The sequence below is a fragment of the Ferrimonas pelagia genome (genome assembly GCF_039543565.1).
In the GTDB taxonomy this organism is placed as follows: domain Bacteria; phylum Pseudomonadota; class Gammaproteobacteria; order Enterobacterales; family Shewanellaceae; genus Ferrimonas; species Ferrimonas pelagia.
This window is the reverse complement of record NZ_BAABJZ010000102.1, coordinates 69,449-88,466: the sequence shown is the minus strand read 5'-3', so window position 1 is coordinate 88,466 and position 19,018 is coordinate 69,449. Positions and strand designations below refer to the sequence as shown.

The 19,018-nt window shown below is 56.9% G+C and carries 17 protein-coding genes; 8 read left to right on the top strand and 9 right to left on the bottom strand.

Features of this window, described 5'->3' with window-relative positions; all coding sequences use genetic code 11:
* Positions 1 to 169 precede the first annotated feature (169 nt).
* The 6 genes from ABEA08_RS19090 to ABEA08_RS19065 form a co-directional block, all read right to left on the bottom strand.
* Positions 170 to 2,197: a TonB-dependent copper receptor gene (locus ABEA08_RS19090; RefSeq protein WP_345337005.1), complete on the bottom strand. Its 2,028-nt coding sequence runs from the start codon at positions 2,195 to 2,197 to the stop codon at positions 170 to 172.
* 52 nt (positions 2,198 to 2,249) lie between these two features.
* Positions 2,250 to 2,654: a hypothetical protein gene (locus ABEA08_RS19085; protein WP_345337004.1), complete on the bottom strand. Its 405-nt coding sequence runs from the start codon at positions 2,652 to 2,654 to the stop codon at positions 2,250 to 2,252.
* Positions 2,655 to 2,689: 35 nt separating this feature from the next.
* Positions 2,690 to 3,556 carry an FKBP-type peptidyl-prolyl cis-trans isomerase gene (locus ABEA08_RS19080; protein ID WP_345337002.1) on the bottom strand — a complete coding sequence of 289 codons (867 nt, stop codon included), beginning with the start codon at positions 3,554 to 3,556 and terminating at the stop codon, positions 2,690 to 2,692.
* 68 nt (positions 3,557 to 3,624) lie between these two features.
* Positions 3,625 to 4,089: a rhodanese-like domain-containing protein gene (locus tag ABEA08_RS19075; RefSeq protein ID WP_345337001.1), complete on the bottom strand. Its 465-nt coding sequence runs from the start codon at positions 4,087 to 4,089 to the stop codon at positions 3,625 to 3,627.
* Between the two features lie 61 nt (positions 4,090 to 4,150).
* Positions 4,151 to 6,121, bottom strand: a complete 1,971-nt coding sequence (locus ABEA08_RS19070) for a cytochrome C (RefSeq protein ID WP_345337000.1) — start codon at positions 6,119 to 6,121, stop codon at positions 4,151 to 4,153.
* Positions 6,122 to 6,418: 297 nt separating this feature from the next.
* Positions 6,419 to 6,856 (bottom strand): thioredoxin family protein, encoded by a 438-nt coding sequence (locus ABEA08_RS19065; RefSeq protein WP_345336999.1) that lies wholly within the window; start codon positions 6,854 to 6,856, stop codon positions 6,419 to 6,421.
* Positions 6,857 to 7,262: 406 nt separating this feature from the next.
* Here ABEA08_RS19065 and ABEA08_RS19060 point away from each other — a divergent pair, with 406 nt between their 5' ends.
* Positions 7,263 to 8,627, top strand: coding sequence for a winged helix-turn-helix domain-containing protein (locus tag ABEA08_RS19060; RefSeq protein ID WP_345336997.1), 1,365 nt, complete (start codon positions 7,263 to 7,265; stop codon positions 8,625 to 8,627).
* Between the two features lie 56 nt (positions 8,628 to 8,683).
* On the opposite strand, the gene ABEA08_RS19055 is transcribed toward ABEA08_RS19060, so the two are convergent.
* The gene (locus ABEA08_RS19055; protein ID WP_345336996.1) at positions 8,684 to 9,295 is read right to left on the bottom strand and encodes a thioredoxin family protein; all 612 of its coding nucleotides are present in this window, start codon (positions 9,293 to 9,295) and stop codon (positions 8,684 to 8,686) included.
* Positions 9,296 to 9,471: 176 nt separating this feature from the next.
* On the opposite strand from ABEA08_RS19055, the gene ABEA08_RS19050 reads away from it, so the two are divergent.
* From ABEA08_RS19050 to rluA, 3 genes are all read left to right on the top strand, one after another.
* Positions 9,472 to 9,876 (top strand): hypothetical protein, encoded by a 405-nt coding sequence (locus ABEA08_RS19050; RefSeq protein ID WP_345336994.1) that lies wholly within the window; start codon positions 9,472 to 9,474, stop codon positions 9,874 to 9,876.
* An 84-nt stretch (positions 9,877 to 9,960) separates the two neighbouring features.
* Positions 9,961 to 10,251 (top strand): hypothetical protein, encoded by a 291-nt coding sequence (locus ABEA08_RS19045; RefSeq protein WP_345336993.1) that lies wholly within the window; start codon positions 9,961 to 9,963, stop codon positions 10,249 to 10,251.
* 77 nt (positions 10,252 to 10,328) lie between these two features.
* Positions 10,329 to 10,985: a bifunctional tRNA pseudouridine(32) synthase/23S rRNA pseudouridine(746) synthase RluA gene (gene rluA, locus ABEA08_RS19040; protein WP_345336992.1), complete on the top strand. Its 657-nt coding sequence runs from the start codon at positions 10,329 to 10,331 to the stop codon at positions 10,983 to 10,985.
* A 24-nt stretch (positions 10,986 to 11,009) separates the two neighbouring features.
* Here rluA and asnA read toward each other — a convergent pair whose 3' ends face one another.
* On the bottom strand, positions 11,010 to 11,987 hold the full coding sequence (asnA, locus tag ABEA08_RS19035; RefSeq protein ID WP_345336991.1) for an aspartate--ammonia ligase: 978 nt from the start codon (positions 11,985 to 11,987) through the stop codon (positions 11,010 to 11,012).
* A 127-nt stretch (positions 11,988 to 12,114) separates the two neighbouring features.
* On the opposite strand from asnA, the gene asnC reads away from it, so the two are divergent.
* Both asnC and arcA read left to right on the top strand, forming a co-directional pair.
* Positions 12,115 to 12,603, top strand: a complete 489-nt coding sequence (gene asnC / locus ABEA08_RS19030) for a transcriptional regulator AsnC (RefSeq protein WP_345336989.1) — start codon at positions 12,115 to 12,117, stop codon at positions 12,601 to 12,603.
* 566 nt (positions 12,604 to 13,169) lie between these two features.
* Positions 13,170 to 13,892 (top strand): two-component system response regulator ArcA, encoded by a 723-nt coding sequence (arcA, locus tag ABEA08_RS19025; RefSeq protein ID WP_345336988.1) that lies wholly within the window; start codon positions 13,170 to 13,172, stop codon positions 13,890 to 13,892.
* Between the two features lie 62 nt (positions 13,893 to 13,954).
* On the opposite strand, the gene ABEA08_RS19020 is transcribed toward arcA, so the two are convergent.
* Complete coding sequence (locus ABEA08_RS19020) at positions 13,955 to 14,317, bottom strand: Hpt domain-containing protein (RefSeq protein ID WP_345336987.1); 363 nt, start codon at positions 14,315 to 14,317, stop codon at positions 13,955 to 13,957.
* Between the two features lie 155 nt (positions 14,318 to 14,472).
* Between ABEA08_RS19020 and ABEA08_RS19015 the strand changes: the two genes are divergently transcribed.
* Together ABEA08_RS19015 and folE2 are read left to right on the top strand one after the other, a co-directional pair.
* On the top strand, positions 14,473 to 17,910 hold the full coding sequence (locus ABEA08_RS19015; RefSeq protein WP_345336986.1) for an SPOR domain-containing protein: 3,438 nt from the start codon (positions 14,473 to 14,475) through the stop codon (positions 17,908 to 17,910).
* A gap of 135 nt (positions 17,911 to 18,045) precedes the next feature.
* Positions 18,046 to 18,975: a GTP cyclohydrolase FolE2 gene (gene folE2, locus ABEA08_RS19010; RefSeq protein ID WP_345337021.1), complete on the top strand. Its 930-nt coding sequence runs from the start codon at positions 18,046 to 18,048 to the stop codon at positions 18,973 to 18,975.
* Positions 18,976 to 19,018: the final 43 nt, after the last annotated feature.

Sequence of the window (19,018 nt, the reverse complement as noted above, 5' to 3'; positions counted from 1 at the left end):
AAACAATCTCGGGATAAAAAGGAACAATTTTCACAATGTCGCCGCTGGCGAAGCCCTCTCCATGTCCCTGCCTTCGCCATAAAGAAAGCGAACCATTCAACCAGAACAACAAGAGACAAAAAAGCCCCGGCACTATCCATGCCGGGGCTTAGTGAGCGCAACTAAATCGTTAGAAGCGGTAGTTCAATTTCACCCAAGCCGTACGACCCGGCTCCGTCACCTTAAACAGCGGCTCAGAGCCGGGGATATCATTACCGGCACCAGATTTGCTCACGTGCTCGCTGTAAGCCTTGTCCAACAGGTTGTCCACCCCCAGCGTCAGCATCACCGTCTCGTTCGGCATCCAGCCACCGTAGAGCGACAGCACGCCGAACCCCGCGCTTTCGGAAAAGTCCTGCCCGGCGATGTTACCCTGATTGAGTGCGACCCTATCTTGCGCTGCAACGACGCGCCATAAGGCGCCAAAAGCCCACTGCTCGCTGTCGTAATTGAGGCTAAAGTTGGCCTCCAGCGGTGAGATCTGTCCCAGTGCCAGGTTATCGCTGTCGTTGTCGCCATGGGTATACGCCAAGGTATTGGTCAAACTCCAGTAATCGCTCAACAGCAACACCGCGCTGATCTCGCCACCGTACAGGGTGGCATCGACGTTGCGCGACACGGTCAGCATGCTATCAGCCACCGGCACCTTGGATTCCACCAGGATGTAGTCGCGCACATCACTGTAAAACAGCGATGCGGAGAGACTGTAGCGCTCGCGCTGATGGATCCAGCCCAGATCCAACTGAGTCGTGCGCTCCGGCGCCAGATCAAACGCTTTGGCCCCGCTCTGAGTGGCGTCGGCCTTCCAGATCTCCCAATGATCCGGTGCCCGCTCGACATAGCCAATGCCGGCATAATACTGATCGCCGCCGGTATTGAGCTCATAGCGGCCAAAGCCACTGAACAACTCCTCACTGCGTGAGCCCCCTTGGGCCACGTGCAGATCCGCCTGCCAATGATCCCAGCGCACGCCGGTATAGAGGATCCCCTGTGGCAGATAGAGATCGACCTCGGCAAACAGTCCCAGATCAGTGAACTCGGAGTTACTGCTGAGCGGCTTGCTCAGCAGATCATCCAAGCCGTTGTCCTGGGACGGATCGATAGTACGACTGCGATGACGGCTGGCGTTGTAATCGGTGCCGACCGCGGCGCCCCAGTGACGCTGAGTGGTCAGCTCCACCAGCAAGCGGCCACCATAGTTGTCTACCACCGGATTGGTACCACTGTTCACGCCCTGATCAAACTGATCCATGATGTGATCCACTTCGCTGTAGAACGCCTGTGCCTCCACATTGCGGATCCAATCATGACGATAACGCCGCTTCATCAGCAGGCTGACGTTTTCATTGGCGATCTTGCGCGCTTTATTGGCGCGATCGGCGTACTCGGCCTCGCCGTCAGACAGGCCGTAGCTAAGCTCAACCACGGTGTCTTGATCCGGTGTCCAGCCCAGCGCGCCACGGAAGTTGTTGCGTCGATAGCTGGATTGCACTTTATTGCCGTCACCATCCTGATAGTGCCCACCATTGGCATTGCTGGCGGTGACATCAAGATAATGCTGCTCCGCCCCCACCTTCACCTCGACGATCTCATCGTGGCGATCGAAGCTGGCACCGGTCAGGCTGATCCGCCCGCTGGCGCCCGACTCGCTGAGCTGATGATGATCTTTGTCGAACAGGATCATGCCGGCCGAATTGCCGCCACCGTAACGCACCGATTGCGGCCCCTTGATCACCGTGACCCGATCGTACGCTTCCGGGTACAGGTAGGCCGTCGGCGGATCCATCCGGCCACCACACGCGGTGTGCAGCATCATACCGCCAGCGCTGATCCCCAAGCGCGAACCGGCCATGCCACGAAAGCTGGGATCGCCACCGGCACCGCCTTTGCGGTTGACGTTAAAGCCCGGAATGGTTTTGAGGAAATCCGCACCATCATAGGCGGGCAAGGGCTGCCTCGGCTGCTTGGGATCGGTCACGATCATCCCCGGCAGCTCCATGTGCTCGGTGGTGATCACCATCACCTCTATCGGGCGCTCATTGTCGCCGTCTGCCGGCGCGGACTGCGCCCAGGCCGTCGGCGCCAAAGCCGTCAGTACGGCAAGCGCCAGCGGGGTTAAACCGACAAGACGGCCTGTTTCATTAATTTTTTTAGACATAACTCTCTCCTCCCGGACCATAGAGCGGACCAGGAACCACATAGAAAAATGATTAAACGTATGGGGTTAGAGCAGAGAGAGGGGGAGCTCGAGCAAAGCGCCCGGGCAGGTGCGTCGCAAAGCCTGCGCGAACATGGGCCCGGCCACGAAGCGGCGGGCGCTGCAGGCTCGTCTGCAACGTCGAACCCGCCGCCACAACAGATTGGGAGGCCAAGGGGCACTTGGCCGTGACCGGCTCTGCGGCCGCCGCACTGGCTTGCGTCGGCGGCGGCTCATCGGGCAGAAAGGATGGCCGCTCGGAGGCCGGACGCGGATCGCTATAAGCATGTAAGGGACACAGCTGCGACAGTACGCCCAACTTGTCAGCGTGGGCATTGATCACCGGCATGGCAGCCAGCAACAGCCAGCTCAAACCGGCCATTGCCAAGAACCATCGCTGTCCCTGTCGTGCCATCATCCGCCCAGATCCCTTTGGCTTATGTGGGTCTTAGCTTATTGCTGGATCTGGTCCCACAGGCTGGCACCTTTTTTCGAGCCACCCATGCCGCCCATGCCGCCCATGCCGCCCATGCCGCCCATGCCGCCCATGCCACTCATGCCGCCTTCGGAATGGTGACGCTGTTTCGGTCCTTGACCGGCCGCTTTCGCCGCTTCAATGATGGCCTCAGGATCCAGGATCTCCAGCAGCTCTACCTCAAACACCAGAGTCGAGTTGGGTGGGAAGGCGCCCATATTACGATCACCGTAAGCCAACTCAGATGGGATGCTGATCTTGTATTTTGAGCCCTCAGGCATTAACTGCAGCGCTTCGGCCCAACCTGGGATCGCGCGGCCAACAGTAAACATGTTCGGATCACGGTCTAAGGTACTGCCTATCACTTCACCGTCGACACTGCTGACTTGGTAATGCACCTTAACCATATCCTCGGCGGTCGGCTTTTCGCCTTTACCTTTGGTCATCACCTCGTACTGCACGCCGGACTCGGTTTCCGTTACGCCCGCTTTGTTCTTATTACTAGCCAAGTAAGCCAAGCCGGCCTCCAAAGCCTCTTTCGAGTTTTGCTCGATGCGCACTACGGCCAGGCGATTGAGTTCATCTGCCATCGCCACCAGAGCCTGCTCCATTTGCTCATCGTTCATTGCGTTATTGCCTTTAAAGGCCGCAAGGAAACCGTCGATCACTTGCTGTTGGTTCAACTCCAATCCCAGCGCCTGATGTTCTTGTACCTGACCGGCTAAGTGCTGCCCCAAAGACGCACCTAGGGTGTACGCGGCTTTATCGCCATCGAAATCCGCCAAGCACGCAGGAGAAAGCGCCATGGCCACACAAACAGCAGATACTTTAAACAACGATTTCATAGATATTCCTAACTTACTCAAACTCACATGGCGCACCCGGTTGGGTGCAAACGGTTACAAACAAACGATCAGCGCTGAGCCATCTTTTGCTTCGGCACTTCGAATGGATAACCATCCCGACGCCAGTTGTAGATCCCATCCGGCATCAACTTAATGTTGGTGTAGCCCAACTCCCAGGCCGCTTCGGCTGCGTAATCACTGGCCAGACACATCCGGTTGGCACAATAGAACACCATCAGCTGATCTTTCTCTTCGGGTAACTTGGACTCCCAGTCAGCGGTATTAATGAAGGTGGCGCCAGGCACGTGGCCGTCATCCCACAACTCCGGGGTATTCACATCAAAGAACAGCGCCTTGCCAGACTCCCATATCGCATGGGCCTCACGCAGGCTGATCTTCTGTGGCTTGGTGGCGTACTCGGCCTCCAGCAGGGCCCGATACTCCTCGACACTCATCTTCTCTTGCGCCTTGGCGACAACGCCGGTAGGCACGAAGAGCGCAGCGCTCAGCATCAAAACCAGAGATCTTTTCATTACTTTCCCTCGTTTAAAAAAGGGCGCCCCGCAGGGAGGGCGCCCAATGACTTTTGATGGATTACAGCTTCATCAGGGCTGCAGCTTCATCGGCGTAGATCACCGCTTCGTTGATCAGGCCTTGAGTGTAACGAGCGCCGTGAGCACCCCATGCACCGTCCTTCTCAACCTTATCTGCGATCTCGCGGGCTTTACGCGCCAGACCCAGAACCTGAGCTTTCTCGGAGTTGCTCAGCTTGGACTTGCCAATGGCACGGTCGATCTTCTTAACCGTGTCACGCACGTGCTGGTAGCCTTCCTTGACAGGGGACTGCCATTTCACAACCTTGCCGTACACCTCTTCTTGGTTCTTGAAGTGCAGAGACTTAGGCAGCTTGGACTGCACTGGAGAGTGACAGCCGTTGCCGTCGAGGAGCGACGCATCCGCAAACGCAGTACGACCACAAGACCACATCAGATCCAGATAACCGCGGTTCTCGTCATCGCGAGCGATGGTCCAACCTTTACCTGGGGTACGTGGCGCACCTTCAGGTGGGTTCAGGGTCTTCGCGTCTTTATCGACCTTAATGTTCCAGATGTGCGAGGCACGAACGTTGTCGAAACCGCCTTGGTCAGGGAACTGGATCTCAGCGAAGTTCTCACAAGAGCCCATGTTTGGCATGTGACAACCGCGACAACCGCCGGCCTGGTGGCCTTTACCAGAGTTAGCAAAGAATTCGCCCTGAACTTCGTGACAATCCTTACACGCTTTCTTCTGGTTGGTGTAAGTCACGTCGGAGGTCCAATCGTTCTTGGTCACTTCGTGCGGATCGTGACAGGTCGAGCAACGCATGCCCTTCTCGTAGTGAGCAGAGAAGTACATTTGCGAACCTTCCGTGCCGCAAGAAGGACATGCCGACTTGAAGTAAGAGTTGAACGGGTTACGCTCATCCGCTTCCTGAGCCGCTTCGTTCCAAACGAAACGCTGGTGACAACGCTCACAGTTGGAAGGCATGCCGCCGCCATTGCCGTCGACCATGTGGCCGCCAGCGCCGTGGCACTCTTCACAGGAGATCCCGCGAGCAATGGTAGCTTCCTGCAGTTTCTTAGCATCGCCCAGCGCATCAAAGAACTCTTCGGAGGAGGCAAAGTTAAACTTCATGGTGTGGCACACTTCGCAATAAGAGGAAGCCGGCTGGAACATGAGTTTTTCTTCGTTATTTGAACCGTAAGAGGTCACACCCCAAACGTTTGAGCCGCGCCCACCAATGGCATTAAAGTCATCGATGGTGGTCGGGAAGCCGTCCACGTACTCGGCGATCTTCTTAGCCACCTCTGGGGTGATGCTTTCCGCCCAGCCACGAGAGAACTGGTTGGTGCCCGCTACGATGGTACCTGTACCTTCAGACAGCAGACCGTCACGAACGTGGTAGGTACCACGCACCAGATAAGAATCCAGGAAACCGTACTTGGTCCGTGGAGTACCGATGATGGCGTAGACCGACTTCGCATCCACACCCTCAGGCAGAATGGAGGCAGGGCCCACTTCTGGGAACATCGGCGAGTTCAGATCCTTCAGACCAAACTTCTCGATCTCAATCATCTCATCCGGGAAACGCACGGTGTTGGCGTGACGAGAGCGAGTCCACTTCTCATACTGCGCAGGGTGACACTCACCACAGGTTTTTGGACCAACATACTTGTTCGGGAAATCCAGGAAGGTTTCCTTACCCAAACGGTAAGTCACCGCTGCACGCTCGAGTTCAGGATGACGCTCTGCGTATTTGTCCGCATCGCGGAAATCGATGAACTCTTCCTGACGATCGCTCAGGTGAATTTTACCGACTACACGTCCCTCTTTTTCATACTGAAAGATTGGGTGGTTCTCCAATAAGAACTCCCAATAATCCTTTTCGTAAACCACATTCTCCAACAGGTCGCGAGGCGGTGTGTCAGAGATGTTTTTAGCATCCGTGTTGGCCATCGCGCCCGAAGGCACCAACATGGCTGCCGCTACCAGCGCCGAAAGCGCGGAACCGACTATTTTTTTCATCATCTATCCCTTTTAATGCCAGGTAATTTCATTCAGCTTTTTTGAAGAGGCCATCCAAACCTCCTCAGTACATATGCCGAATGTCTTGATGAATATCCTTAAATTTCGTGCGCTTTGTGGTGATCATCATCACGAGCGCTAGCCATTTAATATAAAAGGATATAAATGCCGCACTGAACCACCACCGCCGCACACAAAGGAGGATTAACAAAGAAAAACCTTATTGTCCCGAAATCCCCAAATGCAAATTCAGCACATGCCATCTCAGCAATTTGGGGCAATTTGTCGCTTATTGTTCTATCCCTGATGCTGCTTGGCCAACTTTAACTGCTTCAACAAGAGTTCGACATCCACTTCTCGATTCATCCTTAGTGGCGCAATCTCCTCACCCGCCCGATCAAACAGCATTAATGCAGGCAACCCCAACAGCCCGAAATGGTCAAACAAAGCCTGATCATCCTCACTCATCGCTGTCAGATCAGCATAAATAAAGGTAAAAGGCGTCAATGCCTGCTGTACCTCAGGGGCGGGCAGCACCCGCTGCTTGATATTCTGACAACTGGCACACCAGTCAGCATACAGATCGAGTAAAACTGGCTGGCCTTCAGCCTGAGCCAGAGCCTGCTGCCAGGTCGCAACCGAGTGAACCTCGATGGCGGTATCCGGCCACTCTGCCCGAACCAATAAGGGCAGGGCACAAAACGCCAAAAACCACCTGTTACGACCCCACTTCATGAATGCTCCTCGGTAGAGGTTCGCCCTACAAATATTGTTCACAACGATTTCTCTCTCATAGATTGTTCGCACTACACCTTCAACAAAAAGGCGTTTTCATAAGGTAAAAAGATAAAAGTTGATGAATTAAACTCAGCAACGCAGATGGCCCAACAAATTAGCACCAAACCATTCATGCCAAGCGTTCGCACAAACTAAGGCTCGACCGGATGGATAGTCCAGCCCATCAAAAACCAAAGATGGAGGTCACAATTAACCCTGCTCACAATAAAAATTCTTCACTCATCAGCAATAAAGCTATGGCCTCACAGACAATTCTTAACCGCCCCCTTTAGGTTCCATAAACTCAACATGAAACTTTTGGTAATTATATCGACTATAAATAAGTGAACACGTTAAGACCGGCATGATCATCACAATAACCGACCAGCTCACACTCGACTGTCAAAATCACCACTTACTGGATCTGCGCTCTCAACAATGCACCACGCTCACAGAAGCCGAATCTGCAGTCTTGCTCGCGCTCTATCAGCATCAGGATACGGTCTGCAGCAAAGGCTTCCTGCTCGAAGCCGGTTGGCCCGAGCGCATTGTCGCCCCCTCCTCCTTGGTGCAATGCATCTGTACCCTGCGGAAAAAGTTGGAGCCCTATCCCCACCTGCTACTCAGGACGTTACCTAAGCAGGGTTACCAGCTCAGTATCCAGCCCATACTGGCGCCCGAAAATAAACAAAATGCCCCTCCGGCTCAACAAGCCACCACGGCACAGCAACCGCCACCATCGAACCCTCGACCCACTAGCCGTACCGAGCCCAAGCTCCGTACAGCGTACAATCAGCTAAGTCGGTTCAAATCTTCTTCGCGCGGACTGCTTGTTCTCCTGTTGCTCTGTGGGATCATCGCCTGGCATACCCAGGGTCCGCTGCCCAAGTGGGGCGGGGATCTCCGCTGGAGTGAGCAGATCATGACCTCACTGCAATTTGGGGCAGCCCAAGGCCCGATCACGCTTTATACTGAAGCAGACCGCTCTCAGGCGTTAATCAAAGGGCTACAAGCTCATTTACCGACACACCCTTGGCCGGAGCAAGCCCCCCACAGCTTTAACGCCTTCGGCTCCTTTTCTCCACATGGGCCTGTGTTAAACCTTTGCCCGGGAGAGTTCCAATCGCCCTGCTCTGGGCAGGACTTACTCAATATTGCCTTTCCACAAGGCCAAACATTCGAGTTAGACATGGCGGAGTTTATCGTTCTGGCGAAGGAGATGGCGCAACGCCACCAGTTCAACCGTATTGAGTTGCCGAGATCCGTGTTGGAGCTTGAGCAAACCAAGGGCCCTCTGACGGAGGAGATCTATCAAGCCGATATTTACTTCCCGGCGACGGATCGACTCACCATTCGCGCCGACTTGACCCTCTCCTTGGTGCACACCAGCAAGGACAAAGGCTTGTTTTCCGCCACACTGTGCCTGACCGATGAGGATTGCCTGACCACCCCGGTCAAATATCGCCTCGACGGCCGCTTCCAACGTTATGAAAAAAAATTGCCCAACGGCAAGGTCGAGCTCTTTCGCATTCGCGAGGTCGAGCGCGACCTCGAAAAGCCGACCAAGGTCACCGACGGCATGCTCAACTTCTATCGCACCGTTCGGCGCCACAGCTTAGAGCAGGGTGAGCTGTCGCTCTATCGATTGCAGCAAGACAAACACAGCGCCGTCTGGGGGCTCGACAATGGCCTCACGGCCTGGACCAAACGCACCACACTGCCGCTATAAGGGCTCAAAAAAGGGGGCGCCATACTCGGCGCCCCCTTTTTCACTGTTCTCATCGCTTACTGCGTCAAGATCCGAACCAGATCGCGTTCCAGACTGGTCTCAGGCTCACCGGCGATACGGCCGATCTCCTTGCCCTCTTGCGCAATGATGTAGGTCGGGATGGTGTTAAATTCGATCCCATCCAAGGACACATCGCCAGCTTGACGCTGCTTATCGACGCCAATGTAGCGTACCTGGATATTGGCGTTGTCCAAGGCTTTCATGATCTTAATGAATGCCGGGGTATAGACATGACAGGTCCCGCACCAAGTGCCTAGGATCACGGTGATCTCTGTGGCCTTGCTGTAGCCCTGCAGTGGCGCTAGGGCCTGGGTATCCACCTGATAATCGAGGTACGAGCGGCCCATGGGAACCAACTCAAAGATCATCCGATTTGCATCGAGCTCACCGGTCAGGATCGCTTCCTGCATCACCTCTCCGCCGTGCGGGTTGCCCTGCATCCCCCCCATCGCCGCATGCGGGTTTCCTTGAGCTTGTGGGGCGCTCATGTCCTGAGTACCAGACATGATGGAAAGCATTTTCTTATGATCGATCGGTGCTTCCGGCTGAGCCACAACCAAAGCCGGGACCAACATGGCCGCCAGAGAAACCGTGCGCAGAGTGTTCATGGTGCTCCTAATAAAAAGTGAGATCGCAAATAAATAGACAACCCAAATGAATATAGTTTCTTTACAGCATCAATAGCGTGAGCGTGATCACGCGCTGGTTCGCAGCCATCTCTGCCTCTTGCTCAATAATAGGGCACTGACCACAATAGGGCGATCACCCTTAAGAGCCCCCTATTATGAACAAACCTATTTCCGATCAACGCTTTTATCAACTGCGCATGGGCAAAACCACCCTAAGAGCTCTGCATGTGCTGGGGATCGCCGGTGCAGCAGGCGGCTTCCTTTATGGCCTGGACAGCGCGCTATGGCGTAACTGGTGGATCCTGGCCATGCTCAGCGGCGTGGTGTTGACGATCTGGGAGATCTGGCGTTCACCGCTCTGGCTGGTCCAACTCAAAGGGATCTGTACGCTGGGTAAAGTCGCACTGCTGGGGCTGTGTTATCCCTGGCCCGCACTGGCGCCCTATCTATTCAGCGCCATTTTGCTGCTGTCGATCTACATCGCCCACGGCCCCTCCCAGTTCCGCCATTATTCAATCAAACACCGCCGGGTATTGAGAGGCAAAGAGATCAAGGGATGATCAAGCCTTTGCCTATCGACTCACAATCCACTAACGTGAAGCAATGCTCAGTCACAAAACGTAACGTCAGCCAAGGAGTGCGGGATGTTTCAGTGGTACCCGAGTCATTATCGAATAGGCGCCGCTCCGGTGGTGACCCTGGCTATGGTGGTTATCGCCATCCTCAGCCGCGCACTGCTGCCCGGCTCCGCGCTGTTTACCTGGCCCTTGATGGCCACCTTGCCTCTGGTCTTAGTCCTGCACATGCTGTTGCTGTTTGACGAAGGCAGCATGACCAAGATGGATGCCTTTTTCTATGCCCTGATCCACCTGCCACTGGCCTTCGTGATCTGGACCTTTGCTCTGGTTTACGCCAATGGCGGCGATCTGCTCTGAGCCTTGCATCCGCTCGATCCTTGGCCTAAGGTGTGCGACCGTTTTCTCCGTCGCACCCGATCTGAGCAGGATCCGTTATGCCAAACTTTGTCTATAACCCACCCACCGAGCCCTTCCTGACCATCCTCCATCAGGACAACGACATTGTGGTGATCGACAAACCCGCCGAGTTGCTCTCCGTACCTGGCCGTGAGCCGGCACACAAGGACAGTGCCTTCAGTCGAGTGCAGAGCCAATTCGGTACCGTCTATGATGTGCATCGCCTCGATATGGCCACCTCCGGGATCCTGATCTTTGCCCTGCGCAAAGAGGCCGAGCGCGAGCTCAAGCGCCAGTTTCGCGACCGAGAAACCAGCAAGACCTACATCGCCCGGATCTGGGGCCATCCGGCCGAGCCCGAAGGCGAAGTGGATCTCCCGCTGATCTGCGACTGGCCCAACCGCCCCAAGCAGAAGGTGTGCTTCGAGGATGGCAAGCCCTCTCAGACCCGCTATAAGGTCCTGTCTCAAGACGACAACAGCAGCCTGGTCGAACTGACGCCGATCACCGGCCGCTCGCACCAGCTACGAGTACACATGCTGGCGCTAGGCCACCCCATACTCGGCGACAGCTTCTATGCCCATGAGCAGGCCCGTGACGCCGCCGATCGCCTGCATCTGCACGCCTACAAGCTCGGCATTGTCCACCCCGAGAGCGGCGAGCCGCTGCACCTCACCGCGCCGCTGCCGTTTTAACGCGCACTTTATGCAACCGGCGCCTTACAGGCGCCGACTGCACTCATCGGCCCAGACGCCGCATTGCACCTCGCCGATGTGTGCCCGTCCCAACAGCAGCATCAGCAAACGAGATTGACCGATCCCCCCACCGATCGTATGCGGCAGCTCACCGGCCAGTAACGCGCGATGCCACTGCTGGCTGAGCCCCCCTTCGCGCTGGGCCAGACGCATCTGACGACGCAGCGCCTTAGGATCGACCCGGATCCCCATCGAGGACAGCTCAAAGGCATCTTGCAACTGCGGATGCCAAACCAACAGATCGCCGTTCAGGCCCATGCCCTGCGCACACTCGCTGCTCCAATCGTCGTAATCCGGCGCGCGCACATCGTGCACCTGACCGTCCGCCAGCGGGGCACCGATCCCGATGATGAACACCGCGCCCTTATCCTGGCAGATCCGCCGCTCACGCTGAGCCGGCTCCAGCTCCGGGTAACGTTGACGCAGCGCCTCGGCGTGGATCACATACAACTGCTCAGGCAAACGGATCGCCAATTCAAATTGCTCAGCCAATGCCCCCTCAGTGGCCTTGATGCTCTGCCAGATCAGTTCCACCCGCTGACACAATCCCTGCTGAGTGCGCTCCTCACCGCTGAGCACCGCCTCCCAGTCCCACTGATCGACATAAACCGAATGCTTCGCGCCCAGCGTCTCCTCATCAGGCCGCAGGGCTTTCATCTGGGTGAGGATCCCCTCGCCTTGCGCAAACCGGTAGCGCCCCAGCGTGGCCCGCTTCCATTTGGCCAGCGAGTGCACCACCTCAAATCGCTTATCCGGGATCGCCTTCACCGCCACCTGCACCGCCTGTTCGGAGCCGGACAGCTCGTCCTGGATCCCCGATCCCAGCTCACACAGCATGGGCGCCTGCACCTCAACCAAGCCCAAGCGCTGGCATAATTGCTGACTGAAATACTGGCGGGCAAATTGGATCTGACGCTGGGTTTGGATATAGCTCTGTTTCATGGTGGCCTCGGAAAATGCAGTGTTGTTCTGCCAACTATCCTTCACCCAATTCGGCCACAAAACAATGGATCAAAAACCAAAAAGCCATACCCTATATAGATCCAACAAAAATATAAGGCGATAACCGATGGATCATCAAAATGAGGTACAAGAAGTGGCCCAACAGCAACGGATCGACAATCTCGACCGAAATTTGCTCAATGCGCTGCAACAGGATGCACGGACGCCGTATGCCGAGTTGGCCAAACGCTTCGAGGTGAGCCCGGCCACGGTGCACGTGCGGGTGGAAAAATTGAAGCAAGCGGGGATCATCACCGGCACCCAAGTGCTGCTGGCCCCTCGCCCGTTGGGGTATCAGATCTGCTGCTTTATCGGCATCAACCTTAAGGCCGCCGGCGACTACCCCGCCGTGCTGGCCAAGCTAGAAGCGCTGCCCGAGGTGATCGAGGCCTACTACACCACGGGGCACTACAGTATTTTTATCAAGATCATGTGCCGCAATATCGATGCGCTACACCGCTTGCTGGTGGATCAGATCCAATCCATCGAGCAGATCCAGTCCACCGAAACCCTGCTGTCGCTCAGCCAGCCGATCGCCCGTCAGATCCAGCCGTAAGCGGCAAGTCGGCTACCTATTGCCTACAACTGCTGAGGATCGCTAACAGCCGTTAAAGAACCCTCTCACGGTGCACCGAGATCCACTACGCTTTAGCGAAAGTGGGGCAAAAATAAGCCTGTTGACTCCGCACACTGGCGAAATAAATCCAGATGGATCACAAGTTAATACAAGTCATTGTTTGAAATATGACTTCGACGCTCAGCATAGGTAGAATCGCCAGTCATAATGGTATCGAAGGAGTTGATGCCCAGCCCGACTGTAAGCAAATGTAATCACTTAAGTTTGATTGTGAGCTTGCCTCAACAATTGTGATCGGGATAGCACTTTTTGTGTTCCGTTAACAATTTTTGGACAACTGTTGACCTGTTTTAGGTATTTTGTTCCCGCTCGCGCAGTAACAACACAGCTGCAGCAAGCGCACAGGAACTATAGCAGCCCAACGTGGCAAACAGGCACTGAGGCTGAATGTGGCAACAAAACGGACTTTGCCTATGCTTAACGGCGCATCCATTGATGTCTGCGCCAGAACTTTAGTGTTGAATCGCGCTTTCTAGGTAGCCCAAATGCAAAATCCGCACATCCTCATTGTCGAAGACGAAGCCGTAACCAGTAACACCCTGAAAAGCATCTTTGAAGCTGAAGGGTACAATGTCACCGTCGCGGTTGACGGCGAAGAGATGCACAACGCCCTGAAGACCAACAAAGTCAGCTTGGTCATCATGGACATCAACCTGCCCGGTAAGAATGGTCTGCTGTTGGCCCGTGAACTGCGTGAGAAAGACGACATTGCTCTGATCTTCCTGACCGGTCGCGACAACGAAGTCGACAAGATCCTGGGCCTGGAGATCGGCGCTGATGATTACATCACCAAGCCGTTTAACCCACGTGAACTGACCATTCGTGCACGCAACCTGCTGAACCGTATCGTTAATGCAGCGAAGAGCAACGAAGAGAAGCCACAGGTTGAGTTCTACCACTTCAACCAGTGGACGCTGGAGATCAACAGCCGCTCTCTGATCAGCCCTGTTGGCGAACCGTTCAAGTTGCCACGTTCTGAGTTCCGTGCCCTGCTGCACTTCGTCGAGAACCCAGGCAAGATCTTGTCCCGCGCCGATCTGCTGATGAAGATGACCGGTCGCGAGCTGAAGCCGCACGATCGTACCGTTGATGTGACCATTCGTCGCATCCGTAAGCACTTCGAAAGCCACCCGGAGACCCCGGAGATCATCGCCACCATCCACGGCGAAGGTTACCGCTTCTGTGGTGCCCTGGGTAACGACCAGTAAGGCCGACCCAGCCAAAAAAAACCGCCGAATGGCGGTTTTTTTGTATCCAGTCAACGCCGCATTCAACTGCGCTCGTTCAGATACTGCTTCAACAGAGCCACATCCCCGGCCAAATGGGTTTGGATCGCCTCAAACCACTGCGGGTGCTGCGCCGGCCACGCCGCCTCATCACCACACTGCAGACTCTGCGACAGCTCCTGGATCCGCTTCAGGCCCACCGAACCGGCGGCGCCCTTCAGTTTGTGCGCTTCACTGGTGATCACCGCTTTATCCGCGTCCGCCATCCCTTGGGCGACGGCCGCCAGATATTCTGGGGCCATCTGCTCAAACAGCACCACCGACTTCAATAGGGTGCCCGCACCAATGGCGGCAACGTATTGATCCAAAGTCGCGGTATCCAGATGTTGGTAACCGGCTTGCTCCATTTTCATTCTCCCACATCAAACAAATCGCCCTTGGGGCTGCGCTCTATCATACGGCCTTTTGTAACGACAACAAAAGCAACTTTAGGTCACTGTGTAAACAGACAAATAATGCTATCCTCGCGCTCAACCTGACCCATAGCTATTGAAGTAGAAAGATGCGAGCTGTCACCTTAGCGGTATTAGGTGCGCTGATCTGCGCCACGCCCACCCTGGCGGAAGAGATCCCCCTGTCCTCCGAACAACTGCGGACTTACACCCTGTTCAGTCAGGGCCAGCAACTGCCCCAACCTGTGGTGGTCTATCGCCTGGATCAGCGCCATCTGGTGCCCCTGCAGGCACTGAGTGCCGCCATCGGCATGGATATCCGGGTGGACCCCAAAGGCGCCAGCGCGACGGGGTGGATCAGCGGTGAAAACAGCAATTTCTTACTGGATCTGCAGGTCGATGAAGCCCGCCGAGGGTTCGAGCGTTTCGAGCTCGATCCCGCCCAGCCTTGGGGCCGAGACAGTGCCGATCTCTATCTGGACGCCGAGCTGATCAGCCAGATCCTGCCGCTGGAGCTGCGCTTTCATAATCAGTCCGGACGACTCAATGTCAGCAGTGAATACCCACTGCCCATTGTCCAACAGATCGAGCAGCAACACGCCAATGAGGCCAGCCTGGGTCAGCAGCAAAACTTCCACAGCGGCGGGTTAGATCCCATCCATCCCCATGACTACGCCGAAGCCAGTCCTCCGACCGTGCTCGGCTTTATCAACAGCGCACTGATCGGCGACGAACTGCTGACCCAAGACTACCGACTTGGGCTGATCAGCACCGGCGATCTGGCCGGGCAGAGCTACGAATTCAACTACACCAAGCTGGCGCAGCAACGCAGCGAATACCGCCTGCGCCTGTCGCGGGATCTAGGCGATGTCAGCGAGAGCCTGCCGTTTGATCTGGGCCAGTATCAGCTCGGCGACATCACCCAGTTTGGCGACAACCTGCTGGCAGGCACGCGCGAAGGCCTGGGCTTTGCGCTGGGTAACGCCCAGCAACAACGCTTTGGCGTGACCAGTCTGGAGGGCAATGCCCCGCCAGATTGGCAGGTCCATTTGTACCGTAACGGCGTCTTACTGGGCTTCACCCAAGCCGCCGATTCCGGCCGCTACCGCTTTACCGACGTGGCCCTGCTCGAGGGCGTCAACGTCTTTGAGCTGCACCTGTACGGCAACAATGGCGAACATCATGTCCGCCGCCAGACGGTCGACAACCGCCGCAACGTGCGCCGCGGTCAGTTCAGTTACCAGATCAACTACATAGATAACACCCGCTTTGTCTTTAATCGGCTCACCGACAGCGAGCAGGATGCACTGGGCGCGCAGCGCCAACTGGCCCTGCGCGCCAACTATGGTCTGACCGATACGCTGGATCTTGGCGTCAGCTATCAGCAGCAAAAACTGGAGCAGGACGAGTGGGGCCGCATCGTCTTCAATGACGTCAACTACTTCGGTGTCCACTTAGGCGCGGATCTGTTCGGAACCCGGGTGCAACTCGAGGCGATCAGCGATGACGAAAGCCAAACCGCCTATTTCGCTGGATTGAGCCGGGGCCTGGGAGCCAACCATCAACTGCGCCTGAGCCACCGCAATCACGGCGAATTGCAGGCGGACCGTACCGAGCAGGATGAACTGCCGCTCAATCATGAGTCCACCCTCTGGCTGGAGGGGCAGACCTGGCGCCTGGGCGGCTGGCAGTACGCCTTTGGCGGCAGTTGGCTCGACCCGCAGGAAGACGCCGCGCCGGACAGCTTCGGCCGCTTTGAAAACCGGCTCTCGACCCAACTGGGACCTGTGCACCTGACCCACCACTACCGCTATGACGCGCAGTACGATACCCGTCTGGAGCGCCAAAGCGGTGAAGTGTTGCTCTCCACGCTGGGCAATGGCTGGAACCTGTCCAGTCAGGTGGAGTACCAATTTGGCTATGGCGTCACCGATATGGAAACCCGGATGCGCTGGCGCCCCTGGTATGAGATCTACAACCAAACCCTGTTGTGGTATCAAAACCCACTCGAGCGCAAGAGTCGCTTTGGCATCGGCCACGAAGTCGCCTACCGCTATCGCTGGCTGACTCTGGGCCTGCAAGGCGGGATCGACACCCGTGGTGACTGGCAGATCAACACCACCGCCTCCTTCTCGCTCAACCACGATGACAATCGCGGCGCGCTGGATCTGACCGCCCTGCGCCCACAGCAGGCCGATATGGCGGTTCGGGTGTTTATCGACAGCAACAACAATGGCCGCTTTGATCGCAGCGATCAGCCGTTGGCTGGGATCAGCATCGACACCGCGCCCAGCTGGCCGCGCGAGGCCAGCGACGACAGCGGCGAGATCCTGTTGCGCCAGCTGCCCGCGCAAAACCGCTATCGCATCAGCATCGATCCGCGCAACCTACCGCAAGGTCTCGTGTTGCGCGACGGTCCGGTGGATGCCATGCCCCTGGTTGGGCAGCGCACCGAGGTTGAGCTGGCACTGGTCTGGCTGACCGAGGTGCATGGCCAGATCCAAACCGAGCAGGGCCAGATCGTCGATCAGCTTCGCTTTACCCTGACCGATCTGGATCGTCGTCCCGTGGCACAAGTCCGCAGTGACGACGACGGCCAGTTCCGCTTCGAGGTCAAGCCCGGCAACTACTATCTGGTGCCGGATGAGGCCCAGCTGCGGCAACAGCGGCTGCGCAGTCCTGTGCCGGTGTTCCCGCTCAATATCGGCGCCGACGGCGAGCAGCGCGATCCCTGGACCATCGAGCTGACCGCATTGGCTGGGAGTCCCTATCAGGCCAAAGACACCAAGGCTGGCAGCAACGCGGCAGCCCTGACGGCACCACTGAGCGCGGCGCAGCCTATCGTCGACGCCGTAGCGAACGCCGAACTGCCCGGGATCCTCAATCGCGCGGAGGCGTTGCCCACTCAACTGACGCCACTGGCTCGTATCAATGACAGTGACTTCGTCCTGCAGCTGGCCGCCAGCCGCGATACGTTCGATCTGGCCGCGCTGCGCAACCGCTATCCGGCCCAGTCGCTGCTGCAGATCACCGTGATGCGCGGCGGCAAACCGATGAACCTGCTGCTGGCCGGCCAGTACCCGAGCCGTCAGTCCGCCCAGCTGGGAGGCCGTGGGATCCCCAGCTCACTGAGCAATGGGACGCCGATCATCCGTCGTGTGGCGGATCTCAAGCGGGAAAGCCTGGATCCGCAGGACCGCCGCAACACTGCGCCCGCGGCTGACGCCCGTGCCCCGGCTGCCACGGGGATGATCAGCGCCCCAACCCCGGCCACACCGGTGCCGCCCGCCCCCAGTGGCGACTGGCTATCACGCCAACCGGATCAGCACGTGACCTGGCAGCTGGCAGCCACCCGCTCGGCCGACAGCGCCCAGGCGTTTATTCGTCAAAACGGACTAGAGGAAAAGGGTCAGGTGGTCGAACACAATGGCTGGTATCAAGTGTTATGGGGCAGCTTTGCCGATCGCGACAGCGCCTACGCGGCGCTGGACGCCTTGGACAAGCCCCTACAAAATCCATGGTTGCGTCCATTTAGTGCTCTGCGCTAGAGTCCCCGGCAAAATTCTGAACGCAGCTCGTCTATTGGCTCATTCGCTTTTTCTCAATGAGCCCTAGATCACAGCGTGTTATAATCCGCGCAAATTGAAGTATCAGGGTCGTGACCGATGACAGACAACCCCTCAGTGCCAACCCTTATGCCTGACGTGGCCAGCAGTGCCAAAGCCCAGATCAGCGGCACGCTCGACTGGGTCGGCATGAGTGAGATCGAGCTGCCGCTTACGGTAGTCACCGACGCCGATGAGCCGCGCCCGATCAGCGCCCGGGTCGAAGCCTTTGTCAACCTGCCAAAGGCCCATGCTAAAGGGATCCACATGTCCCGCCTGTATCTGGCGCTGGATAGACTGTCCCTGACGGATACCTTGAACTTGCACAGCCTCAAGGCGCTGCTGCAGGACTTTATCCGCACCCACGAAGACCTGTCAGATCAGGCCTTTGTGAAATTCCAGTTCGACTACCACATGCGCCGTCCCGCCCTGCTATCCGGCAATGAGGGCTGGCGCAACTATCCCGTGACCCTGACTGGGCGACTGGATAAGGGCCAACTGGCCTTAGAATTGGAAGTGGAAGTGGCGTACTCCTCCACCTGCCCGTGCTCCGCCGCTCTGGCCCGTCAATTGATCCAGGAAGCGTTCGAGCACCAGTTCCACGGTGAAGAGCGCGTCGATACCGAGCTGGTGCACCGCTGGCTTGGCAGCACCAATGGCATCGTGGCGACCCCACACAGCCAACGCTCGCTGGCGCAGATCAAGGTACGCCTGAACGAAACGCAGATCGCCCTGCCGATCCAAACCCTGGTCAATGCCATCGAGGGGGCGGTAAAGACCCCGGTACAAGCCGCGGTGAAGCGTGAAGATGAACAGGAGTTTGCCCGCCTGAATGGGCAAAACCTGATGTTCGTCGAGGACGCGGCTCGTCGCGTCAAGTTTGCTTTGGATGAACAGGCCCAGTTCGACGATTTCTGGCTACGAGTCAATCACTTGGAAAGCCTGCACGCCCACGACGCCGTGGCGGTTGCCACCAAAGGCGTTGAAGGCGGCTACCAGCCCTGCTAAGCCGTTGTTCGCAAGAAAAAGGGAAGCCCAGCGGGCTTCCCTT